The organism is Stutzerimonas chloritidismutans (assembly GCF_038562055.1).
GTDB lineage: Bacteria > Pseudomonadota > Gammaproteobacteria > Pseudomonadales > Pseudomonadaceae > Stutzerimonas > Stutzerimonas chloritidismutans_A.
The window spans coordinates 100184-123856 of record NZ_JBCFXD010000011.1 but is presented as its reverse complement, the minus strand read 5'-3'; the positions used below and the strand labels follow the sequence as shown (position 1 = coordinate 123856).

Genomic DNA, 23673 nt, shown 5'->3' with positions numbered 1-23673 from the left:
ACAAGCTTCCGGCTCCAGGCTCAGGACTTCCAGCTCAGCCCGGAGGGCTCGTATGAGTTACGTGATCGACCGCCGTTTGAACGGCAAGAACAAGAGCACGGTCAATCGCCAGCGCTTCTTGCAGCGATACCGAGGACACATCAAAAAGGCCGTGGAAGAGGCCGTTGGACGCCGCTCCATTACCGACATGGAGCACGGCGAGCAGATCAGTATTCCCGGTCGAGACACCGATGAACCAATCCTCCACCACGGCCGTGGCGGTCGGCAAACCATCGTTCATCCTGGTAACAAGGAATTCATCGCCGGCGAGCGCATTCCTCGTCCACAAGGCGGTGGTGGCGGCCAGGGGGCCGGCCAGGCCAGCAACAGCGGCGAAGGCATGGACGACTTTGTCTTTCAGATCACCCAGGAAGAGTTCCTGGATTTCATGTTCGAGGATCTGGAACTGCCCAACCTGGTCAAGCGCCACTTGAGCGGCACCGACACCTTCAAAACCGTCCGCGCCGGCATCAGTAACGAGGGCAATCCGTCTCGGATCAACATCGTTCGAACCCTGCGCTCGGCACATGCGCGCCGTATCGCCCTATCGGGTAGCAGCCGCGCCAAGCTGCGCGAGGTCAAGGCCGAACTGGCGCGACTCAAACTGGAAGAACCCGCCAACTTCACTGACATCCAGGCCGCTGAAGAGGAAATCGAGCGGCTCAGTGCACGCATTCACCGGGTGCCCTTCCTCGACACCTTCGACCTCAAGTACAACCTGCTGGTAAAGCATCCCAACCCCAGTTCCAAGGCCGTGATGTTTTGCCTCATGGACGTGTCCGGGTCGATGACCCAGGCCACCAAGGACATTGCCAAGCGATTCTTCATCCTCTTGTACCTGTTCCTGAAGCGGAACTACGACAAGATCGAGGTGGTATTCATCCGCCACCACACCAGTGCCAAGGAAGTCGACGAAGAAGAGTTTTTCTACTCACGGGAGACGGGCGGCACCATCGTCTCCAGTGCACTGAAAATGATGCAGGAGATCATGGCCGAACGTTACCCGGCCAATGAGTGGAATATCTATGCCGCTCAGGCGTCCGACGGTGATAACTGGAACGACGACTCGCCGGTCTGCCGGGACATCCTTATCAATCAGATCATGCCGTTCGTCCAGTACTTCTCTTACGTTGAAATCACCCCTCGCGAACATCAGGCACTGTGGTACGAATACAACCAGGTGGCCGAGGCCTTCGGCGACTCGTTCGCCCAGCAGCAGTTGGTGACGGCGGGGGACATCTATCCAGTGTTCCGCGAACTGTTCCAGCGGCGCATGGCTAGCTGAGGTAAGCGACATGAAACGACAGCCCATTTCCACCGGCTCGGAATGGACCTTCGACCTGATCCGCACCTACGACCGCGAGATCGGCCGGATCGCCGAACGCTACGCGCTCGACACCTACCCCAACCAGATCGAGGTCATCACCGCTGAACAGATGATGGATGCCTATGCTTCGGTAGGCATGCCGCTGGGCTATCACCACTGGTCCTACGGCAAGCATTTCCTCAGCACGGAAAAATCCTATACCCGCGGGCAGATGGGCCTGGCATACGAGATCGTGATCAATTCCGATCCCTGCATCGCCTATCTCATGGAAGAAAACACCATCACCATGCAGGCGCTGGTGATCGCCCACGCGAGCTACGGCCATAACAGCTTTTTCAAAGGCAATTACCTGTTCCGCACCTGGACAGATGCCAGCTCGATCATCGATTATCTGGTGTTCGCCAAGCAGTACATCACACAGTGTGAGGAGCGCCACGGCATCGACGCGGTTGAGGATCTGCTCGATTCCTGCCACGCGCTGATGAACTATGGCGTGGACCGCTACAAGCGCCCCTATCCGATTTCCGCAGAGGAAGAGCGGCGGCGGCAGAAGGATCGTGAAGAGCATCTGCAAAAGCAGATCAACGACCTCTGGCGAACCATTCCCAAATTTGGCGAGAAGGAAGATGAGCGCCAGCGAGATCAGCGCTTCCCGATCGAACCCCAGGAAAACATCCTCTACTTCATCGAAAAGCATGCGCCGCTGCTGGAACCCTGGCAGCGCGAAGTGGTGCGGATTGTGCGCAAGATCGCACAGTATTTCTATCCGCAGCGCCAGACGCAGGTGATGAACGAGGGCTGGGCGACCTTTTGGCATTACACCCTGCTGAACGACCTCTACGATGAAGGTTTGGTCACCGACGGCTTCATGATGGAGTTCCTGCAGTCGCACACCAGCGTCATTTATCAGCCCGGTTTTGACAGCCCTTACTACAGTGGCATCAACCCCTACACCCTGGGCTTTGCGATGTACCAGGACATCCGCCGGATTTGCGAGCACCCCACCGAGGAAGACAAACGCTGGTTCCCGGACATAGCCGGAAGCGACTGGCTCACCACGGTGAAGTTCGCCATGAATAATTTCAAGGATGAAAGCTTCATCCTGCAGTTCCTCTCGCCCAAGGTCATTCGGGACCTCAAGCTGTTCAGCATCCTTGACGATGACCACAAGGACGAGCTGCTGGTCCCTGCCATCCACGACGAAAACGGCTACCACGCCATCCGCGAACTGCTGGCAGCGCAGTACAACCTCGGCAACCGCGAACCCAATGTGCAGGTCTGGAGCGTCGATCGCCGCGGTGATCGCTCGTTGACCCTGCGCCATCAGCAACACGATCGCAAACCCCTGGGTGGTTCGACCGATGAGGTTCTCAAGCACCTGCACCGGCTCTGGGGTTTCGACGTGCACCTACAGTCAATGCAGGACGACAAGCTGATCGCTACTCACCATATGCCACCCAGGGCGGAACCGGATGCCGAGGCCAAATACCCCGGCATGAACCTGGCGCTGCCGCCCATCTGACGGACGTCCGTCGCGGCAGATCGAGGCCTCGAGAACAGTCGCAGCTTGCTGCCTCGGGGCATTCGTTTATCCTCCGCCGCAACGGAGGGCTGCATGCGAATTTATAAAGTCGGCGGGGCGGTACGTGACCGGTTGCTGGGTCGCCCAGTGACTGAAGTGGACTGGGTGGTGGTCGGCTCCAGTGCCGAAGAAATGCAGGCCAAGGGCTTTCGCCCGGTCGGTGCGGATTTTCCGGTCTTCCTCCACCCGGTCACCGGAGAGGAACACGCCCTGGCTCGCACCGAACGCAAAAGCGGTCGGGGTTACGGTGGATTTACCTTCTATGCCAGCCCCGAGGTGAGCCTGGAAGAAGACCTGATCCGCCGAGACCTGACCATCAACGCCATGGCCGAAGATGAGCAGGGCCAACTGATCGACCCCTATGGTGGACAGGCCGACCTCGCCGCCCGCCAACTCCGGCACGTATCCCCCGCCTTCGCCGAAGATCCATTACGGGTGTTACGCGTGGCGCGCTTTGCTGCGCGTTATGCCGAGCTCGGTTTTAGCATTGCGCCCGAAACCCAGATACTGATGCGTCAACTCGCCGAATCGGGCGAGCTGTTGGCGCTGACGCCGGAACGCAGCTGGAAGGAAATCTCCCGCGCCTTGATGGAGGCGCGTCCGGACGTATTTGTGCAGGTGCTGCGCGACTGCGGCGCGCTGAAAGAACTGTTTCCAGAAATCGATCAACTGTTCAATTCAACAGCGCCGCTCGAGGATGACATGCAGGCCGAAAAGCACGCCCTCACAGTGCTGCACAGATGCGCCATCCACACTCAACCCTTAAGCGTGCGCTGGGCCTGTCTGCTGATGTCGTTGGGACAGGCCCAGAACCTCGATGCCCCAGACACGCAGACGGCCCAAGCAGCCGCAACACCGATTGACGTCATCAATACACGCTACAAGGTGCCACGCGATTGCCAGGAGCTGGCCAGACTGGTCGGCGAATTCCACCAACTCGGCCATCAGGCAATGTCGCTCCCCGCATCAACGCTGTTCCAGTTGCTGCAGCATTTCGATATCTACCGCCGCCCTGAGCGCTTCGAGCAGTTCGTTGCCAGCTGCACGATGGACGCGCAAAGCCGTCACGAGGGGGACGCCTATCCGCAAGCCGACTACCTGCGCGGCGCTGCCGAGCTGGCCCGTGCGGTGCAGGTGAAACCGCTTATCGAGCAAGGCTTCAAGGGTGCGGAGCTGGGCGAAGCGCTCAAGCATGAACGGCTCGAGGCCGTGCGCCACTACCAGCGCCTTCACCAGCACGAGACCAACTGATCATCACCGGTTGCCGCGACGCCACAAGCCGAAGCACCTGAGGCACGTCGTCGGTTAGCGATGACCTGCGTCGGACAACAACGACGCCGGCGTCAGCTCCTCGCCTTTCCACTGGAAAGGCACGGGCCACAGTTGCTGCGCGATGTCCGCTTCTCGCCACAGCTCAGCGAAGCACCGACCCACCTCAGGGTGGATCACATCTGGTTCCAGCAATGCCAATGGCCAGAGCACGAAGGCATTTTTCAGCGTCTCAGGCCGCGGCAGCTGCAAGCCATGAAAATTGCCCAGCAAATCGCCATACATCAATACATCGATGTCCAACGGCAGACCTTTGCGGTCAGGCGCGTAGCGTCCATTGTCCGCCTCGATGAACTTGAGCCTCCGATCCAGCTCCATCAAGGGCAGGTCGGTGTTACCGGAGACGACGAGGTTGTAGAAGTGGTCGCCTTTGTAACCCACCGCAAGGCTTTCAAATACGGGCGAGCAGCGCATCTCTCCGAGCTGCTTTTCCAGCGCATCGAGACCGGCCGTCAGATTCCGTTTACGTTGGCTATTGCTGCCGAGCCCCAGCAGTACGCGCGTCAGCGACATCCGCGTTCGATCTCCACACCTAACGCTTTGGCGCGCGGGTTGACGCCAGGTTTGGTCACCCGAAGCCGCAGCCAGGGAATGCCGAACCGGCTCATCAGAGTGCCCGCCAGGCGTTCGGCAAAGGTTTCCACCAGCTCGAAACGCGACGCTTGCGCAAAGCGATCAATGGCGGCAGTCACTTCGGCGTAGTCCAACGCTTTATCCAGCTCGTCGTTTTGCGCGGCAGGTCGAATGTCCCAGCCAAGGGTCAGGTCCAGGCGCAGGCATTGGCGAATGCCGCGCTCCCAATCATAAGCGCCGATCAGCGTATCCACTTCCAGCCCTTCGATGAAAACTGTATCCACGCAACGTTCTCCCACGGCACGACAACTTCACTACAGGCCGTTAGACTCAGGAGCTCCTAGACCCGGATGGATGCCATGTTCTGGCAATTAGCACTGCTCGCCTATCTGACCGGCTCGCTTTCATTCGCCATTCTACTCAGTCGCCTGACCGGTGCACCTGATCCCCGCGCAAGCGGATCAGGCAATCCCGGCGCCACCAACATGCTGCGCCTGGCAGGCAGAGGCCTGGCCATTAGCACCCTGTTCGGCGATATGCTCAAAGGCCTACTGCCGGTGCTGCTTGCCGCAGCACTGGGTCTGACGATTGCGCAACAAGCCTGGATCGGCCTTGCCGCTGTACTGGGCCACTCATATCCGCTGTACTTCCGCTTCAGTGGGGGCAAAGGCGTGGCCACCGCCGCAGGCGTCTTGCTTGGGCTGCATCCCGCAACGGCATTGCTCGCGCTGCTCATCTGGCTGGCTGTTTTCACGGTGTCACGCACCAGTTCACTGGCCGCACTGGCCGCACTAACGCTCTGCCTACCCGTTCTTGCCTGGATGCAACCTGCGGCGCTCTGGCCTATGGCATTGCTGGCCGCGCTCGTCGTCTGGCGTCACCGTAACAACCTGCGCGACCTGTCTAAAGGCAGAGAGCGACATTTTTAAGCTAACCGGCGTCAAATCGCCGGTAGCGTTTCCATTGGCCAGCGCGCCTGAACCGAAATCTCGGGACCATCCTGCTGGCCGGCTAGCAAACGCTGGCAGCCGGCGTAGGCAATCATCGCCCCATTGTCGGTACAGAAACGCGGACGGGCATAGAACACCCGCCCCTTCAGCTCAGCGAGCATCGTTTCCAGACTCTGGCGCAATGCCGTATTGGCGCTCACGCCACCGGCAATGACCAGACTGTGCAAACCCGTCTGCTGCAAAGCGCGTCGACATTTGATGGTCAGCGTATCGACAACGGCCTGCTGAAAAGCCAGGGCGATATCGCAGCGGGTTTGTTCCCCCTCGTCGCCGGCACTCTGGCGTTGCTGCCAGGTGGTCAGGGTCGACGTCTTGAGGCCGCTGAAACTGAAATCGAGCCCGGGCCGATCGGTCATGGGTCGGGGAAAGGTGAAACGCCCCGGCGTACCGCGCTCGGCAAGCGCTGCGATCTCCGGCCCCCCCGGGTAGCGCAGCCCCATGAGCTTCGCCGTTTTGTCGAACGCTTCCCCGGCGGCGTCGTCCACCGATTCGCCCAGCAGCTCATAACGACCAATACCATCAACTCGAACCAGCTGTGTATGCCCACCAGAAACCAGCAACGCAACGAAGGGAAAGGCAGGAGGCTGTTCTTCGAGCATTGGCGCCAGAAGGTGCCCTTCCATATGGTGAACCCCAACGGCAGGCACACCCCAGGCAAACGCCATTGCCTGGGCGCAGGAGGCGCCCACCAACAGTGCCCCGACCAGCCCTGGTCCTGCCGTGTAGGCCACCGCGTCGATCTGACTCGATTCGCGCCCCGCGTCTTCGAGCACCTCGCGGATCAGTGGCAGCATGCGTTTGACGTGATCACGCGACGCCAGCTCCGGCACCACCCCACCATAAACACGATGCAGATCGATCTGGCTGAACAGGGCGTCGGCCAGCAAGCCGTGCTCGCTGTCATACAGCGCGACGCCGGTCTCGTCGCATGAAGTTTCCAGCCCCAGTACCAGCATGGGCACGACCTTTCCAAAGAAGCGAATGAAGCCGAGCATATTAATCGTCGGGGCCGGCGACCGACCAGCGCTTTTCGATCAAGGGGCTTTGCATTCCACGCGGCAAGGCGTTAACATCCGCAACCCTTAAAACCAGCGTGCTCGCGATATTTGCCGAAGCGCGTTGTAACCGGTAAACAAGTGAAGGTACGTCCTGGATGCCCAACGTTAAAGTTAAAGAGAACGAACCATTCGACGTAGCTCTGCGTCGCTTCAAGCGTTCTTGCGAAAAGGCCGGTGTTCTGGCCGAAGTCCGCAGCCGTGAGTTCTATGAAAAGCCTACTGCTGAGCGCAAGCGTAAAGCTGCTGCCGCAGTCAAGCGTCACGCCAAGAAAGTGCAGCGCGAACAGCGCCGTAGCGTTCGCCTGTACTGATCCAGTACTGCTGACGCTGCATCAAGCCCGGCCAATGCCGGGCTTTGCATTTGAAGGAGACTCCGCTTCGCCATCAAGGCGAATGGTCGGAGTTTTTTTCATTCCGGCCTGAACACTGCGAGCGTATTCTCATACCCCTATGGCCGGCTTGATCCCGCAATCTTTCATTGATGACCTGCTCAACCGCTCCGACATCGTCGAGGTGGTGAGTTCGCGCATCCAACTGAAAAAAGCAGGCAAGAACTACACGGCCTGCTGCCCGTTTCACAAGGAAAAGACCCCATCCTTCAGCGTCAGTCCGGACAAGCAGTTCTACTACTGCTTCGGTTGCGGCGCTGGCGGCAACGCGCTCGGCTTCGTCATGGATCACGACAGCCTGGAATTTCCGCAGGCAGTCGAGGAGCTGGCCAAGCGCGCCGGCATGGAAGTGCCGCGCGAGGAGAGCGGGCCAGGGCGCAAACCACGCCAGCCCGTGGACTCGCCGCTGTACCCCCTGCTCGAATCTGCCGCCGAGTACTATCGGCAGTCGCTCAAGGGACACCCGGCACGCAAGGCCGCGGTGGAATACCTGAAAGGTCGAGGCCTGTCCGGCGTTATCGCGAGGGATTTCGGCCTCGGCTTCGCCCCGCCCGGCTGGGACAATCTGATGAAGCACCTGAGCGGTGACGCCCTGCAACAAAGAGCCATGATCGATGCCGGGCTGCTGATCGAAAACGCCGAAACCGGCCGCAGCTACGACCGCTTCCGCGACCGGGTGATGTTTCCGATCCGCGACAGCCGCGGGCGCGTCATCGCCTTTGGCGGCCGCGTACTGGGCGATGACAAGCCGAAGTATCTGAACTCCCCAGAGACCCCCGTCTTTCACAAAGGCCAGGAACTCTACGGACTCTACGAGGCACGCAAGGCCAACCGCGACCTGGACGAAATCATGGTCGTTGAAGGCTACATGGACGTCATTGCACTGGCGCAGCAAGGGCTGCGCAATGCCGTCGCGACACTGGGCACCGCGACCAGTGACGAACACCTCAAGCGCCTGTTCCGCATCGTACCCAGCGTGCTGTTCTGCTTCGACGGTGACGCAGCGGGCCGCAAGGCTGCCTGGCGCGCTCTGGAATCGGCGCTGCCCAACCTGCAAGACGGCCGCCGCGCACGTTTTCTGTTTTTGCCAGAAGGTGAAGATCCGGACAGCCTGGTGCGCCGCGAAGGCACCGATGCCTTCAGGGCCCGTATTCAGCAACAAGCGCAACCGCTAGCAGACTACTTTTTCCAGCAACTCAGCGAAGAAGCAGACCCACGCTCGCTGGAGGGCAAGGCCCACCTGGCGACTCTGGCGGCACCGCTCATCGAAAAAATCCCCGGGAACAACCTGCGGGCACTGATGCGGCAGCGCCTCGGTGAAATTACCGGCCTGCACAGCGAAGCACTCCAACAGATGAGCGCTGCACAGCAAAGCGCTGCGCCGGAATACGATGACAGCATTTACTACGACACTGCGTCCGCGCATGACGAAGGCGACTATTACGCACCACCCACCCCACCCGAGCCAAAGCCCGGCAGCAAGAAAGAGTGGAAAAAGGACTGGAAAAAACCTGGCCAGCGTCCAGACTTTAAAAAGCCACGTGCCCCAAGAACCCCCGCCGCAGTCGAACCACCGGCTCTGACGACGCTGCGCACCCTCCTACACCACCCGGAGCTCGCACAGAAAGTCGAAGATGTCAGCCACTTCGCGGCCGAAGACGACACTTACGCGCAGTTATTGGTCGCCCTACTTGGAACCCTGCAGAAAAACCCCAAACTGCGCAGCCTGCAACTGATCGCACGCTGGCACGGAACCGACCAAGGGCGCCTTTTACGCGCGCTTGCCGAGAAAGAATGGCTTATCTCGGCCGATAACCTTGAACAACAGTTTTTCGACACCATAACAAGCCTTGCCGCCAGACAACGCGAACGCAGCCTTGAAACGCTGCTTCGCAAAGCTCGCCAGGGTGAACTCAGCGCAGAGGAGAAAGAACAGCTGCGCAGCCTGCTAAATCGCAACTCGACACCCGCTATATCGACCTCAACTGGCGCGTGAGGTCCTTGCTCGGCTATAATGCTCAGCTTGTTTTCAGCCCGCCAGAACCGTCAGTGGATAGGGTTATATGTCCGGAAAAGCGCAACAGCAGTCCCGTCTCAAAGAATTGATCCAGCGTGGCCGTGAGCAGGGTTACCTGACTTACGCCGAGGTCAATGACCACCTACCGGAGGATATTTCCGATCCGGAACAGGTGGAAGACATCATTCGCATGATCAACGACATGGGTATCAATGTATTCGAGGTTGCCCCGGATGCCGATGCCCTGTTGCTGGCCGAAGCCGATACCGATGAAGCCGCAGCCGAAGAGGCCGCGGCGGCACTCGCCGCTGTCGAAACCGACATTGGCCGCACCACCGATCCCGTGCGCATGTACATGCGCGAAATGGGTACCGTCGAACTGCTGACCCGCGAAGGCGAGATTGAAATCGCCAAACGCATCGAGGAAGGCATTCGAGAGGTGATGAGTGCCATTGCCCATTTCCCGGGCACCGTCGACAGCATCCTCGCCGATTACGATCGCGTCACCTCCGAAGGTGGGCGTCTCTCCGACATTCTCAGCGGTTATATCGACCCTGACGATGACGGCGCAGCCGGCCCGCAGGCAGAAGTTGAACCTGTCACACCGCAGGCAGCGGCAAAGCCGGCCGGTGACGACAAGGACGACGAAGACGAGGACGATTCGGACAGCGAAGAAGAAGAAGGCGATGGCGGTCCGGATCCGGAAGTTGCCCGCATTCGCTTCGGCGCCGTGGCTGAACAGCTCGACGTCGCCAAGAAGGCGCTGAAGAAGCATGGCCGCGGCAGCCAGCAGGCCACCGACGCTCTGCAAGAGCTGGCCATCCTGTTCATGCCGATCAAGCTCATCCCCAAGCAGTACGATGCGCTGGTAGAACGAGTACGTGACGCTCTGGCCCAGATCCGCGCTCAGGAGCGCGCAATCATGCAGATCTGCGTCCGCGACGCACGCATGCCGCGCGCCGACTTCCTGCGTCAGTTTCCTAACAACGAAACTGACCTTGATTGGGCTGACAAGCTCGCCAACGGCAAGAGCAAGTACGCCGAAGCAATTGCTGCACGCAAGGAAGACATTCAGCGCTGCCAGCAGAAGCTGCTCGCACTGGAAGAAGAATGCGTACTGGCGATTGCCGACATCAAGGACATCAACCGTCGGATGTCGATTGGTGAAGCCAAGGCTCGCCGCGCCAAAAAAGAGATGGTCGAAGCCAACCTGCGTCTGGTTATCTCGATCGCCAAAAAGTACACCAACCGCGGCCTGCAATTCCTCGACCTGATTCAGGAAGGCAACATCGGCCTGATGAAAGCGGTAGACAAGTTCGAATACCGCCGCGGCTACAAGTTCTCGACCTACGCCACCTGGTGGATTCGCCAGGCGATCACTCGCTCCATTGCCGACCAGGCGCGGACCATCCGTATCCCGGTCCACATGATCGAGACGATCAACAAGCTCAACCGCATCTCCCGTCAGATGCTGCAGGAAATGGGCCGCGAGCCCACACCCGAAGAGCTTGGCGAACGCATGGAAATGCCCGAGGACAAGATCCGCAAGGTATTGAAGATCGCCAAAGAGCCTATCTCCATGGAAACACCCATCGGTGACGACGAAGATTCGCACCTGGGTGATTTCATCGAAGACTCGGCCATGCAATCGCCGATCGACGTCGCTACCGTGGAAAGTCTCAAGGAAGCCACTCGCGAAGTACTCTCCGGCCTTACCGCACGGGAAGCCAAGGTACTGCGCATGCGCTTTGGCATCGACATGAACACCGACCACACCCTTGAGGAAGTCGGTAAGCAATTCGATGTCACCCGCGAGCGAATCCGACAGATCGAAGCCAAGGCGCTGCGTAAGCTGCGCCACCCGACGAGAAGCGAGCATCTGCGCTCCTTCCTCGACGAGTAAGACCAAAACCCCCGGCACGCGCCGGGGGTTTTGCATTTCTGGCCACTCAAAACAGTTCGCACGCACAGCTTCGCTTGGCGCACGCGCAACACCACCGGTATAATCCGCCCGCCTCTGAGGGCCTATAGCTCAGTTGGTTAGAGCAGAGGACTCATAATCCTTTGGTCCACGGTTCGAGTCCGTGTGGGCCCACCAACTCGAAAGCCGCGCACTGCGCGGCTTTTTATTGCTCGATGGAAAAGCCGCATCGCCAGCCCTATACGCTCCAAGGTACGAGTGCAGTCCCGTTCGCCTGTAACGCTTGGAGCACGCTCCACATCATCAAGCATTGATCGCTCTGGCGTCTCCGAAAATGCTGAAACGGGGCGCGCATTGATGCAAAGCCGAGCCAGCCGGCGGTGGCCCGCTGCGCAGGCGTATCGCACTCCACGGTGGCGCGCATCGAAACACTGGCCAAAGGCGATATGGGCATCTCAGTACTGGTTCAGCTGCCGGAAGCGACAGGCTATGTCGTCAAGCTGGCTAAGGCCGGACAGTAACGCACGGCTGAAGGCAGCCTCGACGAGCGGTGAACGCCATAAAAAAGCCGCGCTGATCAAGCTCACTCGAAACAAGCAGCCGGCTGGAGTTAGGCAGCGAGCTGAATCTCCACCGTTATTCGGCTCACGCGATGAGCCGAATAGGCTCGCTAATCGGCTCACTAAAAACACCCCCGAATGACAAGGTATGGATCAATACCTTAGGCATGGTGCGGGCACGTCCGCCGGACACCAACGCTTCGAACAGTGACCTCGACCACATCGAGAGTCACCGATACCGCCCAGAATGCACACCCCATGCACAAGGACGTTCAACCATGGCCAAACCCGCCGCTCGACTTACCGATCTAAATGCCTGTCCAAAAACCGGGCACGGCACCAACGCCACCACCAGCGGCTCTCCTAACGTGTTGATCAATGGGTTGCCCACTCTGAGGGTCGGGGACAGCACAGCCTGTGGAGACGCGGTGGCCGAAGGTATCGGTAGCATCTTGATTAACGGCCAGCCCATCGCCTTTCTGGGCAGCGCCACCGCTCATGGCGGGGTCATCGTTACCGGCTCTGGAAATGTCCTGGTCGGAACCCAATCGGGCAGTGCACCCTTCACCGCACCTGAAGTTTTACCCCGGCACAGCGAGCAATATCAGCTGATCGACAGCAATACCGGCCAGCCAGTTGAGGACGCGCTGTATTGCGTGGAGTGTGCCGACGGCCAGCGTTTCGTCGGGTACACCAACGCCTATGGCAATACCGAGCGCGTGTTTACCAACGACCCGCAGGCCGTGGTCGTTCGCTGGGGACGGGATGCGGCCAAACACCTCAAGCAACAGGGCATTCGCTTCTAAGGACAGATGCAATGACAGCACCACACCAAGGCAGGACCAACGCCGAGCATGCGATTCAGCAAATCCCCGTTTCGCTGCAGCGCGATTTCATTACCGTAGTCGGTGCATCGCATATGACGATCATCGAAAGGCTGCGGGGCCAAAAAGGCAACAAGATGCGCTTCATCAACCAAGGCATCCGCCAGGTCCGCCTCTACCCAGAAGCAAGCGCGGACGACGCTACACAGCGTATCTTCCTCATTTTTACCGAAGACTATGACCGCCCCCTGCTCGACGCTGTGAAGGAGGTGGTCGAAACCCATTATGGCGCCAAGTATAGGGAACTCGATTCGATCGCCCACCTGCTTGATTTCATCAACCTACGCATCAGCAAAAATCGAGAGATCAAGCAGCTCGACCTATTCGCCCATGGCTTGGTAGGGACCATCGAGTTTGGTTACGAACTCGCCAAGGCTGATAGCTACCGTATGCGCGACGCCCAGGCCCAGATGCTCAAGCCCGAAGCGTTCGACTTGAGGGGCAAGATTCACTCCTACGCGTGCCGCACCGGTCTCGGCATCGAGGCGGATCTGTACGTGAGTGAAGGTGAAGACCCACGCTATGACAGGAGCCTGGCGCAGATCATGGCCAATACCGCTCAAACCCCGGTCTGGGCGTTTGCGCGGCGCAGCAACTACGATCAGACCTATGGAAATTCTGAAGACCGAGCCGGACTGACAAGTGCCCGCTCTAGAGTCCAAGCGGACGCAAACGCTATGAGGGTGTACAGGCGCCAGCTGAGTCACTATCAAAAACGCCTGGACGCTCACCGTCAGGCGAGCAACGACCTCAGCGCCGAACACCCTAACGAGCCCAAACCACAGCCACCCCTCAAAACGGCCAGCGATCACGATAAGGCCCTCGTACGCCACGCCAACAGTCGTGACGGATATGAGCAATCCATAGGTTACCCATTGGACGCTGAAGGCGCGGTTCGCCCGGTTCGCGCGGGAGATTCGCCGACCGGGGTGCCAGCAACCTTGCTGGAATTCAAGCCGCTATGAAAACCGCTATCAGAACGCTACTCGGGTACGCCGCTATCGCCGTCAGCCTAGCCGCTGCGCCTAATCTAAACGCCAAGGAGGGCGAGATGCCTAAGAAAATGATGATGTACTACGGCGGTTTTGAAATCGAAGAAATGTTCGACGCGAGCCAATGGTTTACGCGCGGCATGTACACCACGCGCAACATCGAAGCCGACGGTGGCGCCAGCAATGTCACCATGCTACGTAGCCAGCCCAAGCCCTTTACCCGCGAGCAGCTGAGCGAACTCCCCTATGCCGCAGCCGAGGCATTCGATGGCAGCGACTTCGAACAGATCGATACCGAGGCACTGGTGCTCAACCCACCAGACCTCACCCACCGCATCCGCTACGCCTACAGCGCATTCGCCGAGCCGAACAAGCCGGAAGACTATTACTACCTCTATCTGGATCTAGCCGGTAGGCGTTTCGCAGTCACCTTCTCTCGCGACGCTCAAACGGGCGACAACCTCACCGGAAAGGCAATCAAGGAAATCGTTGGTGAGTACGCGTCGCAAGCCGAGCACCGAAAAGCCTTCGCCGAAATAGACGCGTTCGAGCGTAAAGCACGCTGATCACCTCCGCATTCGCCCACCTGGTGGCAACGAACCCTGACATGAACAAACGACTGCGCATTGCGCTCGCGGCCGGTTTGCTAATCCCACTGGCCGCGCTGGCAGTTTTTGCCGCCGTTACCCGCCTAGACCCCAACCCCCAGCATGCCGTGGGCGAGCCGCTCGATGAGCTAAACGGCGTAGTCATTTACTACAACGGAGGGGTCAACACGGTGCAAGGCCGTAACCTGACTCAGGACGGATACAACCTGGGCCTTCGCTATCAGTGCGTCGAGTTCGTCAAACGCTACTACTTCGAGCGCCACGGCCACCGCATGCCGGACAGCTACGGGCATGCCAAAGACTTCTTCGATCCACAGGTCGGTGACGGCGCCCTGAACGCCCGGCGCGGCCTGTTGCAATTCACCAACGGCAGTACCGCGCCGCCGCAAGCGGACGACCTGCTGGTGTTCGCCCCCTCGCTGCTCAACCGCTATGGGCACGTTGCGATCATTGCCAGCGTCGGCAGCGACACGCTGGAAATAGCCCAACAAAACCCAGGCCCCTTCGCCAGCGCCAGGGAATCAATCCCCTTCGCCCAGCGTGAAGGCCGCTGGTATATCCAGCATGACCGAGTGCGCGGTTGGCTCCGGCTGCCTGCTGCAGATGAGCAAAACCCAACGCTCGATCAAAGCGTCGGGTTGATTCAATAGCCACGGTGTGTAGGGTTCGCAGGAGCGACAAATGACGAATTCGAGTCTTCTTATGGGAGGCCTTTCGACACGGCATGACCAAGTCAGGCTTTGGGCAGCGCTCTCGGACGTATTCGTAGATAACGCCGTCGACTACGCCAGCGTTGCTAGAAACCTTAAAGGCTATGAACGCTCAGCCATCGAGACGGCGTTCTTCGTAGACGTCGCCCCCGCTTGCTACTCGAACATGCAGGCGCCCATTCCTCCCATCTGGACAGCGTTCGACTCCGCCTGGCTTGCTGAAACGATCGACTGCATCCATGAAGCGCGAGGGTCGTCTTCCCTCAGGCGTCTGCGCGACAGAGCCTTCATCGCCTATCTTCGCAATCGGCTCAAGCCTGAATGGCAGTGCATCGAAATGGCTCTGGATCAATAGAACCAAAGATTCATCCAACTACACTCGCTTTCGGTAAGCTCCGGCCAGTGGCTGAATCAATCGAGGCAGAGAAATGGACTTCACTCCCGTCATCGCGCAGGTTTGGGGCATGTTGGTCTGGTTTATCCCGGCAGCCCTGCTGCTCAGCCTGCTCAAGTCACCTTGGGCCAAGGGCCATATTGGCGAACTCCTGGTGCGGCTGTTCGCTCATTGGCAGCTGGACAAGCAGACCTACCGCCGCCTGCATAACGTCACGCTGAACACGCCAGACGGCACCACGCAGATCGACCACGTATTCCTCTCGCCCTACGGCCTCTTCGTGCTGGAAACGAAGAACATGAGCGGCTGGATCTTCGGCAGCGAAAAGCAGGCACAGTGGACGCAGAAGCTCTACAAACGCACCTTCAAATTCCAGAACCCGCTGCGGCAGAACTACAAACACCTCAAAGCCCTGGAAACCACCCTTGGCGTTAACCCAGAGCACCTGCACTCGGTCATCACCTTTGTCGGCGGCAGCACCTTCAAAACCGAAGTGCCAGCCAACGTGACCCAGGGCATCGGCTTTATCCGCTATATCAAGTCATTCCAGCAGCCGGTATTCAGCGAGTCTGAAGTCGACGCCATGCTGCACGCCCTGCAAACCGGCCGCCGCGCGCCGACCCTAGCCACCCACCGCGAGCATGTGCAAAACCTCAAACGCCGTAGCGACCCAACAGCAGAGCGGCAATGCCCGAAATGCGGCAGCGCGCTGGTTATACGCATCCGTAAAACAGGGGCCAATGTCGGCCAACAGTTCTGGGGCTGCTCAACCTTCCCCAAGTGCCGAACCATGCAGAGCCTTTAACCCCCCATCCATTGATACGCAGGACGCTCATCATGAAATCAAGCAAAACCTGGCTACTGGCGATTGCCGCTATCACACTCAGCGCTGGCGTACAGGCAGCGGACGATGGCTACAGCACCACCTACAGCGCCTTCATGGATGAGTCCGGCGGTGTGACGATAAATATGCTCGATTGCATGGGCAGCGAGACGGAACAGCAAGACGCACGCCTGAACCAAAATTACAAAGCCGCCATGCAATCGCTAACACCTGCACAGCAAACACAACTGCGCGACGCGCAGCGGCTGTGGATCAAATTTCGTGATGCTGATTGCGATTTACTAGGCAGCTTGACGGGCGGCAGCATCGACCGCATTAGCAGCGCCTCGTGCTTTATGGATATGACCAAGCAGCGCGCCGATGATCTTGCGAGATTGGCCGAGCCTAGTCTGTGAATGGACAACAGAAAACCAAAAATCAATCTGTCCCCTTTTCGCTAGAACTGATGTTTAAGAAAAGACCAACTATTCAAGCACTATAAAACTAATCATCAGTTACTAGTGCCAAGGAGAGACGCAGTATGAAGTTAGGCGTATTACATCTGAGTGATATTCACTTTCGTAGAGAGAATGATCCTGCAAGAAAATATTGCGAGTGCATAGCAAAAGCATGTTACCAAACAGCTCATCAAAGTGACGAATTTGTAATAGTAGTGACCGGCGATATTGCTTTCGGCGGGCAAGCTATTGAGTACCAATATGCAAGTGAATTCTTGGCGTCAATTTCATCGAAGCTGCAAACAGAAACCGGCAAAAAAATTAATGTATTTCTAGCCCCTGGCAATCACGACTGCGCACTGATACCTGAAGACGAAATACGAACCCTCACCATCAATAAGATCATTGAGACGCAAGGAAAAGACCTCAGTCAAGCGCTCATAGACAAATGCACCGAAGCCCAATTTGAATACATAAAATTTGAGGAAAAAATACGCCTATTGGAACCGGTCTTCGAAGATAGATTATGGAAAGAATTTGAATTGCCTGTAGGTGGAGGAATCCTGCGTATCTCGTCAATTAATGCGGCCTGGATGTCGACACTTCATGAAAGCGCTGGCCAGTTAGTTTTCCCTATTCAAAACTACGCTGAGCATTTGGAAGCGCCCTGCTCACTACGCCTAGCGCTGATACACCACCCTCTAAATTGGTACTGCCAAAGCACGTATCACCCGATGCGCAGGGCGCTAAAAACACACTGCAATGCTATTTTATCTGGACATGAACATTCGATTGGCTCGGAAATAGTATCAGACTTGAATGGTAGCACTCTCATACTTGAAGCCCCGGCACTGCAACCCCACGAGAGCAACTTAGAGCCGCAATTTAACTGCTTATTATTCGAAACCGAAAACAAAATCGTGTATGAAAATCGCTACAAGGCCACCGAGCATATGCCTTTGCCGGTAGAGCAAGAGCGTGAGCACAGCTTTGACACCAACGGCAAATGCACCAGATTAAATAAAATCAATCCTGATTTTTTAAAATTATTGATGGATCCTGGCGGTAATTTCACACACCCAGTCCGAGGGGCATTGAGCGCTGAGGAGATTTTTGTTTATCCACAGCTCGAAGAAAATGACTCTGAAGTTGCAAAAAAACTGTCTTTGCTGACGAAGTTTGTGCTGACTGGAAAGCTGGTAAAAAGATTTTAATCTTGGCAGACGACGAGGGCGGGAAAACTTTTCTACTGCGACGATACTTCTGTGATATTCATGAGCAGGGCGGCCTACCGATTTACATAAAAAGTGAGCATATCAAGTCAGTTACCGAGCGAGACATTGACAAGTTAATTGACCAGCTAGCAGAACAGCAATATTTAAATCCTGCCGAATTTAAATACGCAGAAAAGTCCAAGAAAGTAGTATTGCTTGATGATCTTGACCGAATAAAGGGCGATCTGAAAGTTCAAGAGCGCTTAGTTGAGATACTCCAGAATCGCTTCACCTCAGTTATTCTTACAGGCAGCTCTAGATATAAGTTGAATGAACTACTAGGCAGTGAAGCATCAAAATACATCATCGAGTATGAAACTTACAAAATTAGACCATTCGGACATCTTCTAAGAAATGCCCTAATCAAAAAATGGTGCCTGCTTGGCGATGTTAAAACCTTGGTGGAGTTCGACAGAAAAGTCCACGGGGCTGAAAAATTAGTAAATGGTATTCTGGGAAAAAGTATAGTCCCGGCAAAACCAGTTTATTTATTGATTTTCCTCCAAAGCAACGAACAGAATGAGCAAGGAGCACTACAAAATAGCAGCTTCTCTTATTACTATCAGTATCTAGTCACCAAAAGCCTGAAAGATGCCGGCTATAGATCAGATGAATTTGATGAGATGTTCTCTTATCTCTCACAAATGGCATGGTACTTTAAAGAAAATGGCCGAAAAGAGCTCAGCCTTTCCGAGCTACGAGAGTTCAACATAAAGTTTTCCAATGAGTTCACTTCGGTTGACTTCGACCAACGCATTGGTCTGCTGTACAACTCAAAAATAATCGCAAAAAGTGGCGAGCATTATCGCTTCACCTACTCATACATATATTATTTATTTGTGGGGAAATATTTAAGCGACAATCTTCATGAAGAAGCCGTGATGCAAACTGTGGAGCAATACTGCGAGCAATTGCACATCCGCGAAAATGCTAACATCATAATGTTCCTAACTCACCATACCAGCGACCCAAGAGTTATAAACAAAATTTCATCCACACTGGACTCTTGTTTTTCGGAGAATGAGCCACTTCATCTAAATGGAGACATGACTGCCATTAACAGTTTGGTCGAGTCGGCCGCCAGACTGGTAATCAAGGATCCTAATGTAAAAGAAAATCAGCTAAACAGCATGAAAAATAGAGATCAGTTTGAAGCTGATCAAGTCGAAAATGATGATCACGAAGCTAATCTCGAGGAAGCCGAAAAGGGAGAATCGTCAGCAACAATGCTCAGTATAAGTTCAGACATAAATCTAACAATAAAAACCTCTGAGATACTGGCAAACATATTAAAAAGCTACTACGGCTCGATAAAAAAAGACAGAAAACAAAAATACGTTACAAGCATTTTAGACAGCTCCCTTCGCACACTAAACAAATTATTTTCTGAAATACTAGAACAACCCGATAGATTTATCGCCGAAATTGAAAAGGAACTGGCCGACCGATTCCCGAAAATGCATGACATTGAGCGAACAGCACAAGCTAAAAAATTTGCATTTCAGCTTGTAGGCCTAATAATTACATCCTTTATAGCGCGGACTGGAAACTTGATTAGTTCGGAAAAAATCAGGGACGACGTGTCTCGCTGCGTGGCTGAGAAGGAGGGCAATGCCTATCGGCTTATTGAGGTCGCATCATGTTTGACTCAACCTGGACATATTCCATTCGATTATTTAGACAACTTATCCAGAGATTTGAAAGCAAATAAGTTTGCCTTTACGATCCTCCAGAGCCTTATCTTCTACCACCTGCATATGTTTCACACTACAGACCAAGATAAGCAGCGGCTGTCGTCGATTGCCCAAATCAGCATTCAGCAATCCCGTTCCATAGACCATAAATCTAGAAAAACAAAGGCAGATTCGTTGTAGTTCTGACAGGTCGGTCAATTAGCAATTGACTCTCTGTATCTACCCGTACGCGCAGGCGTTTCGGGCAGATACAGAGAGTTTGATTTAGTTAGAACCAATAGAGGTTCTGCCTGCTTCTACTCGCCCCACGCAATAGAAAACCTCAATTTTTTCTTGCCTACCGCTCTTGTAAACAGCTAATTAAAAATTACTGGAGTAAGCGAAAATAACGTCCTATGGGAAAACAAAACCTGACCGTTTCGCGGTACAAAAAACGGTACACTGACGGTACAGCTCCCAGCTTTTACAGTTTTCGCTAAATTACGCTTAACCCGCTCTACAGCGCTACTTTCAGCTAACTGTACCTACGCTAAGCTACTCACGGATTCACTAGGCTTGCAGCGTTTCTAGGCAGCTCGTAATCCTTAGGTCCACGGTTCGAGTCCGTGTGGGCCCAGCACCTTTAAAGCCGCGCTCTGCGCGGCCTTTTCGTTTGGCTTATCACCATTAGCTGCACAGGCATCATCTGGGCGATAGCTGCACCAACCTGTTAAATAGCCAAATCGCATATAAACCGAAATAAACGTTCCTAGACTCTCTAAGAGCCCGCTCCTATCGTTCGCGCGGGGCCGTTGTTTTGGCCGGTCGTTTCGCCACGTTAAGGACGTTCATGCTCTTCGATTCGCTGCCGCTGCCGCTGCTGTTCGTCTGCGCCGTGTTGCTCTGGGTGCTGGTGTCTTTCGTGCGGGAGACCTGGAGCCCGGATATCGTGGTGGCGATTGCGGTGGCGGTGTTGATCGCCAGCCAGTTGCTGACGCCCGCGGAGGTGCTGGGGGTGTTGTCCAACTCCGCGCCCGTCACCATTGCCTGCATGTTCGTGATCTCCGCCGCGCTGGAGCGTACCGGCTGCATCGATGCGCTGGGTAACTGGCTGGGCGGCTTGGTCGGCACCAGCCCGACCCGTGTGCTTGGCGGGCTGACGATTACCGCGCTGGTCATTTCGGCGTTTCTCAACAACACCCCGGTGGTGGCGATCCTGACGCCTGTGGCGATTTCGCTGGCTAAGCGGGCGGGCACCACGCCTTCGAAGCTGCTGATTCCGCTGTCCTACGCCACCATCCTGGGCGGCACGCTGACGATGATCGGCACCTCGACCAACATTCTGGTCGATGGGGTCGCGCGCAAGGCCGGGCTCGCCCCGTTCGGCATGTTCGAGATCACCGGTGCGGCACTGGTGCTGGCTGCGGCCGGGATGCTGTACATGCTGACCATTGGCAAGCGGCTGCTGCCCGAGCGCGACACTCTGTCGAAATTGCTCGGCCCGAGACTTGATCGCACCTTCATGAGTGAACTCCGGGTGCCGCAGGGATCGCCGGTGATCGGCAAGAGCATTGCCGAGGCCAATCTCAACGGTGGCAGCGGCCTGCAGGTGCTGCAGATCGACCGGGATGCCCAGGTGCACAGCCGACCGGAGCAGGATTTCACCTTGCTGGCCGGCGATGTGCTGGTGATCCATGGCCAGGTCAAGGACGTGGTTGAGCTGCGCGGCAGCGGCCATCTGACCTTTAACCGCAGCGATGCCTTCGAAACCCTCAGCAGTGAAAATGAAGTGCTCGCCGAGGCCATCGTGGGGCGCAATTCCCGTTACAGCCACCGGCCGATGCGCGATCTCGACCTCAGCGCCCGCTACGGCATCAATGTGCTGGCCGTGCACCGGCAGGACGAAAATATTCAGGGCAACCTCGACGACTTCCAGCTGCAATTCGGCGATGTGATGCTGGTCGAGGGCACGCCTGGGCAGATCAAACGGTTCGCCGACAACGGCGAGCTGATCAGCCTCAACGCCGTACAGGAACGCGCCTACCGCCGGGACAAGGCGCCGATCGCCATTGGCGCCACGCTGATGGTGATGTTGCTGGCGGCGTTTGGCGTGATGCCGATCGAAGGTCTGGCGATCATCGGCGCCGCCGCGGTGCTGGCGACCCGTTGCCTGGATGTCGAAGATGCCTACAAGGCCGTGGACTGGAAGATCCTCAGCCTGATCTTCGGCATGCTCGCCATCAGCATCGCGATGAACAAAGTCGGGCTGGTCGAGCTGATTGTCTCGGGCGTGGTGGACCTGACGCCCTGGGCCGGCCCGCTGTTCATGCTCTCCTTTATCTACCTGTTCACTTCGGTCCTCACCGAGATCCTGTCCAACAATGCCGTCGCGGTGCTGGTCACCCCAATCGCCATCGGCCTGGCCCAGCAGCTCGGGATCGATCCGCGCGCCTTTGTCGTCGCGGTGATGTTTGCGGCCAGCGCCAGCTTCGCGACGCCGATCGGCTATCAGACCAACACCTTCGTTTATAACGCCGGCGGCTATCGCTTCGCGGACTTCCTCAAGGTTGGTATCCCGTTGAACCTGTTGTTGTGGGTCGTCGCCACGTTGGTCATTCCCTGGTTCTGGCCGCTCACACCGCTTTGATGGGGGCGGTTGCCCTGGGTCATTGACCGCATTGGCGTTCAGTTTCATGCTCTCGGGCCTTTGCCCCATGAACAAGAACAAGGAGCGCCCCATGAAGCGGGAAACCCTCGCCGTCCATGCCGGTTACAGCCCGGACCCGACCACGCGCGCCGTGGCCGTGCCGATCTACCAGACCACTTCCTATGCCTTCGACGACACCCAGCACGGCGCGGACCTGTTCGACCTGAAGGTGCCCGGCAACATCTATACGCGCATCATGAACCCCACCACCGATGTGCTCGAGCAGCGCGTCGCGGCACTGGAAGGCGGTGTGGCGGCATTGGCTGTGGCGTCAGGCATGGCGGCAATCACCTATGCCATCCAGACCATTGCCGAAGTGGGCGACAACATCGTCTCGGTGGCGAAGCTCTACGGCGGCACCTTCAACCTCTTCGCGCACACGCTGCCGCGCCAGGGCATCGAGGTGCGCTTTGCCGCCCATGACGACATCGCCGCGCTCGAGGCGCTGATCGACGACAAGACCAAGGCGGTGTTCTGCGAGTCCATCGGCAACCCGGCGGGCAACATCATCGACATCCAGGCACTGGCCGATGCCGCGCACCGCCACGGCGTGCCGCTGATCGTCGATAACACGGTCGCCACACCGATGCTCTGCCGGCCCATCGAGCATGGCGCCGATATCGTCGTGCATTCGCTGACCAAGTACATGGGCGGCCACGGCACCAGCATTGGCGGCATCGTCGTCGATTCCGGCAAATTCCCCTGGGCGCAGCACAAGGCGCGCTTCGCGCTGCTCAACACGCCCGATGTGTCCTATCACGGCGTCACCTACACCGAGGCCTTCGGCCCCGCCGCGTTCATCGGTCGCTGCCGGGTGGTACCGCTGCGCAACATGGGCGCGGCGATTTCGCCGTTCAATTCCTTCCTGATCCTGCAAGGGCTGGAGACGCTGGCGCTGCGTATGGAGCGTCACTGCGAGAATGCAATGAAGGTGGCCGAATTCCTCCAGGCACACCCGCAGGTGGCGTGGGTTAAATATGCCGGCCTGGCCGATCATCCGGAGCATGCATTGGCGCGCCGTTATATGAACGGCACACCGGCGTCGATTCTCTGCTTTGGCATCGAGGGCGGCATGGAAGCCGGGGCGCGCTTCATCGATGCGCTCAAGCTCATCGTGCGGCTGGTCAACATCGGCGATGCCAAGTCGCTGGCCTGCCACCCCGCCAGCACCACGCACCGCCAGCTGAATGCCGAAGAACTCGCCCGAGCGGGCGTTTCCCAGGACCTGATCCGCCTGTCCATCGGCATCGAGCACATCGACGACATCCTCGCCGACCTGACCCAGGCCCTGAGCGCCGCCAAGGGCTAAAGCCAGCAGCCCAACGCCGCCGCCACGGCTTGATAT

Annotated in this window: 22 protein-coding genes and 1 tRNA gene; 20 read left to right on the top strand and 3 right to left on the bottom strand. The window is 57.2% G+C overall.

The window, feature by feature from the left end; all coding sequences use genetic code 11:
* Positions 1-52: 52 nt before the first annotated feature.
* The 3 genes from AAGW23_RS16770 (at position 53) to AAGW23_RS16760 (ending at position 4199) form a co-directional block, all read left to right on the top strand.
* Positions 53-1324, top strand: coding sequence for a YeaH/YhbH family protein (locus AAGW23_RS16770; RefSeq protein ID WP_342407476.1), 1272 nt, complete (start codon positions 53-55; stop codon positions 1322-1324).
* A 10-nt stretch (positions 1325-1334) separates the two neighbouring features.
* Positions 1335-2888 carry a SpoVR family protein gene (locus AAGW23_RS16765; RefSeq protein WP_342407475.1) on the top strand — a complete coding sequence of 518 codons (1554 nt, stop codon included), beginning with the start codon at positions 1335-1337 and terminating at the stop codon, positions 2886-2888.
* A 93-nt stretch (positions 2889-2981) separates the two neighbouring features.
* Positions 2982-4199 (top strand): multifunctional CCA addition/repair protein, encoded by a 1218-nt coding sequence (locus AAGW23_RS16760; RefSeq protein WP_342407474.1) that lies wholly within the window; start codon positions 2982-2984, stop codon positions 4197-4199.
* A gap of 54 nt (positions 4200-4253) precedes the next feature.
* On the opposite strand, the gene folK is transcribed toward AAGW23_RS16760, so the two are convergent.
* Positions 4254-4790 carry a 2-amino-4-hydroxy-6-hydroxymethyldihydropteridine diphosphokinase gene (gene folK / locus AAGW23_RS16755; protein ID WP_342407473.1) on the bottom strand — a complete coding sequence of 179 codons (537 nt, stop codon included), beginning with the start codon at positions 4788-4790 and terminating at the stop codon, positions 4254-4256.
* Complete coding sequence (folB, locus tag AAGW23_RS16750; protein ID WP_342407472.1) at positions 4781-5134, bottom strand: dihydroneopterin aldolase; 354 nt, start codon at positions 5132-5134, stop codon at positions 4781-4783. The genes folK and folB overlap by 10 nt, the downstream gene beginning before the upstream one ends.
* A gap of 75 nt (positions 5135-5209) precedes the next feature.
* Here folB and plsY point away from each other — a divergent pair, with 75 nt between their 5' ends.
* Positions 5210-5779: a glycerol-3-phosphate 1-O-acyltransferase PlsY gene (gene plsY, locus AAGW23_RS16745; RefSeq protein WP_342407471.1), complete on the top strand. Its 570-nt coding sequence runs from the start codon at positions 5210-5212 to the stop codon at positions 5777-5779.
* Positions 5780-5790: 11 nt separating this feature from the next.
* On the opposite strand, the gene tsaD is transcribed toward plsY, so the two are convergent.
* Positions 5791-6816 carry a tRNA (adenosine(37)-N6)-threonylcarbamoyltransferase complex transferase subunit TsaD gene (tsaD, locus tag AAGW23_RS16740; protein WP_342407515.1) on the bottom strand — a complete coding sequence of 342 codons (1026 nt, stop codon included), beginning with the start codon at positions 6814-6816 and terminating at the stop codon, positions 5791-5793.
* Positions 6817-7013: 197 nt separating this feature from the next.
* On the opposite strand from tsaD, the gene rpsU reads away from it, so the two are divergent.
* From rpsU to AAGW23_RS16660, 16 genes are all read left to right on the top strand, one after another.
* Entirely contained in the window at positions 7014-7229 is a 216-nt protein-coding gene (gene rpsU / locus AAGW23_RS16735; protein WP_003283508.1) for a 30S ribosomal protein S21, read from the top strand.
* A 139-nt stretch (positions 7230-7368) separates the two neighbouring features.
* Positions 7369-9303 (top strand): DNA primase, encoded by a 1935-nt coding sequence (gene dnaG / locus AAGW23_RS16730; protein ID WP_342407470.1) that lies wholly within the window; start codon positions 7369-7371, stop codon positions 9301-9303.
* A gap of 67 nt (positions 9304-9370) precedes the next feature.
* A complete protein-coding gene (rpoD, locus tag AAGW23_RS16725) occupies positions 9371-11227 on the top strand; it encodes an RNA polymerase sigma factor RpoD (RefSeq protein ID WP_342407469.1) in 1857 nt (618 codons plus the stop codon).
* 118 nt (positions 11228-11345) lie between these two features.
* Positions 11346-11422 (top strand) — tRNA-Ile (locus AAGW23_RS16720).
* Between the two features lie 203 nt (positions 11423-11625).
* A complete protein-coding gene (locus AAGW23_RS16715; protein ID WP_342407468.1) occupies positions 11626-11766 on the top strand; it encodes a hypothetical protein in 141 nt (46 codons plus the stop codon).
* A 131-nt stretch (positions 11767-11897) separates the two neighbouring features.
* The gene (locus tag AAGW23_RS16710) at positions 11898-12611 is read left to right on the top strand and encodes a PAAR domain-containing protein (protein WP_342407467.1); all 714 of its coding nucleotides are present in this window, start codon (positions 11898-11900) and stop codon (positions 12609-12611) included.
* An 11-nt stretch (positions 12612-12622) separates the two neighbouring features.
* Positions 12623-13654 (top strand): hypothetical protein, encoded by a 1032-nt coding sequence (locus AAGW23_RS16705; RefSeq protein ID WP_342407466.1) that lies wholly within the window; start codon positions 12623-12625, stop codon positions 13652-13654.
* A gap of 86 nt (positions 13655-13740) precedes the next feature.
* Positions 13741-14247, top strand: coding sequence for a hypothetical protein (locus AAGW23_RS16700; RefSeq protein WP_342407465.1), 507 nt, complete (start codon positions 13741-13743; stop codon positions 14245-14247).
* A 41-nt stretch (positions 14248-14288) separates the two neighbouring features.
* Entirely contained in the window at positions 14289-14939 is a 651-nt protein-coding gene (locus AAGW23_RS16695; RefSeq protein WP_342407464.1) for a CHAP domain-containing protein, read from the top strand.
* Positions 14940-14970: 31 nt separating this feature from the next.
* Positions 14971-15354 carry a DUF7079 family protein gene (locus AAGW23_RS16690; RefSeq protein WP_342407463.1) on the top strand — a complete coding sequence of 128 codons (384 nt, stop codon included), beginning with the start codon at positions 14971-14973 and terminating at the stop codon, positions 15352-15354.
* Positions 15355-15427: 73 nt separating this feature from the next.
* On the top strand, positions 15428-16198 hold the full coding sequence (locus AAGW23_RS16685) for a nuclease-related domain-containing protein (protein WP_342407462.1): 771 nt from the start codon (positions 15428-15430) through the stop codon (positions 16196-16198).
* Positions 16199-16230: 32 nt separating this feature from the next.
* Entirely contained in the window at positions 16231-16632 is a 402-nt protein-coding gene (locus tag AAGW23_RS16680; RefSeq protein WP_342407461.1) for a lysozyme inhibitor LprI family protein, read from the top strand.
* A 125-nt stretch (positions 16633-16757) separates the two neighbouring features.
* On the top strand, positions 16758-17888 hold the full coding sequence (locus tag AAGW23_RS16675; protein ID WP_342407460.1) for a metallophosphoesterase family protein: 1131 nt from the start codon (positions 16758-16760) through the stop codon (positions 17886-17888).
* 2 nt (positions 17889-17890) lie between these two features.
* Complete coding sequence (locus tag AAGW23_RS16670) at positions 17891-19822, top strand: hypothetical protein (protein WP_342407459.1); 1932 nt, start codon at positions 17891-17893, stop codon at positions 19820-19822.
* 649 nt (positions 19823-20471) lie between these two features.
* On the top strand, positions 20472-22268 hold the full coding sequence (locus AAGW23_RS16665) for an SLC13 family permease (protein ID WP_342407458.1): 1797 nt from the start codon (positions 20472-20474) through the stop codon (positions 22266-22268).
* 91 nt (positions 22269-22359) lie between these two features.
* A complete protein-coding gene (locus AAGW23_RS16660; protein ID WP_342407457.1) occupies positions 22360-23637 on the top strand; it encodes a bifunctional O-acetylhomoserine aminocarboxypropyltransferase/cysteine synthase in 1278 nt (425 codons plus the stop codon).
* Positions 23638-23673: the final 36 nt, after the last annotated feature.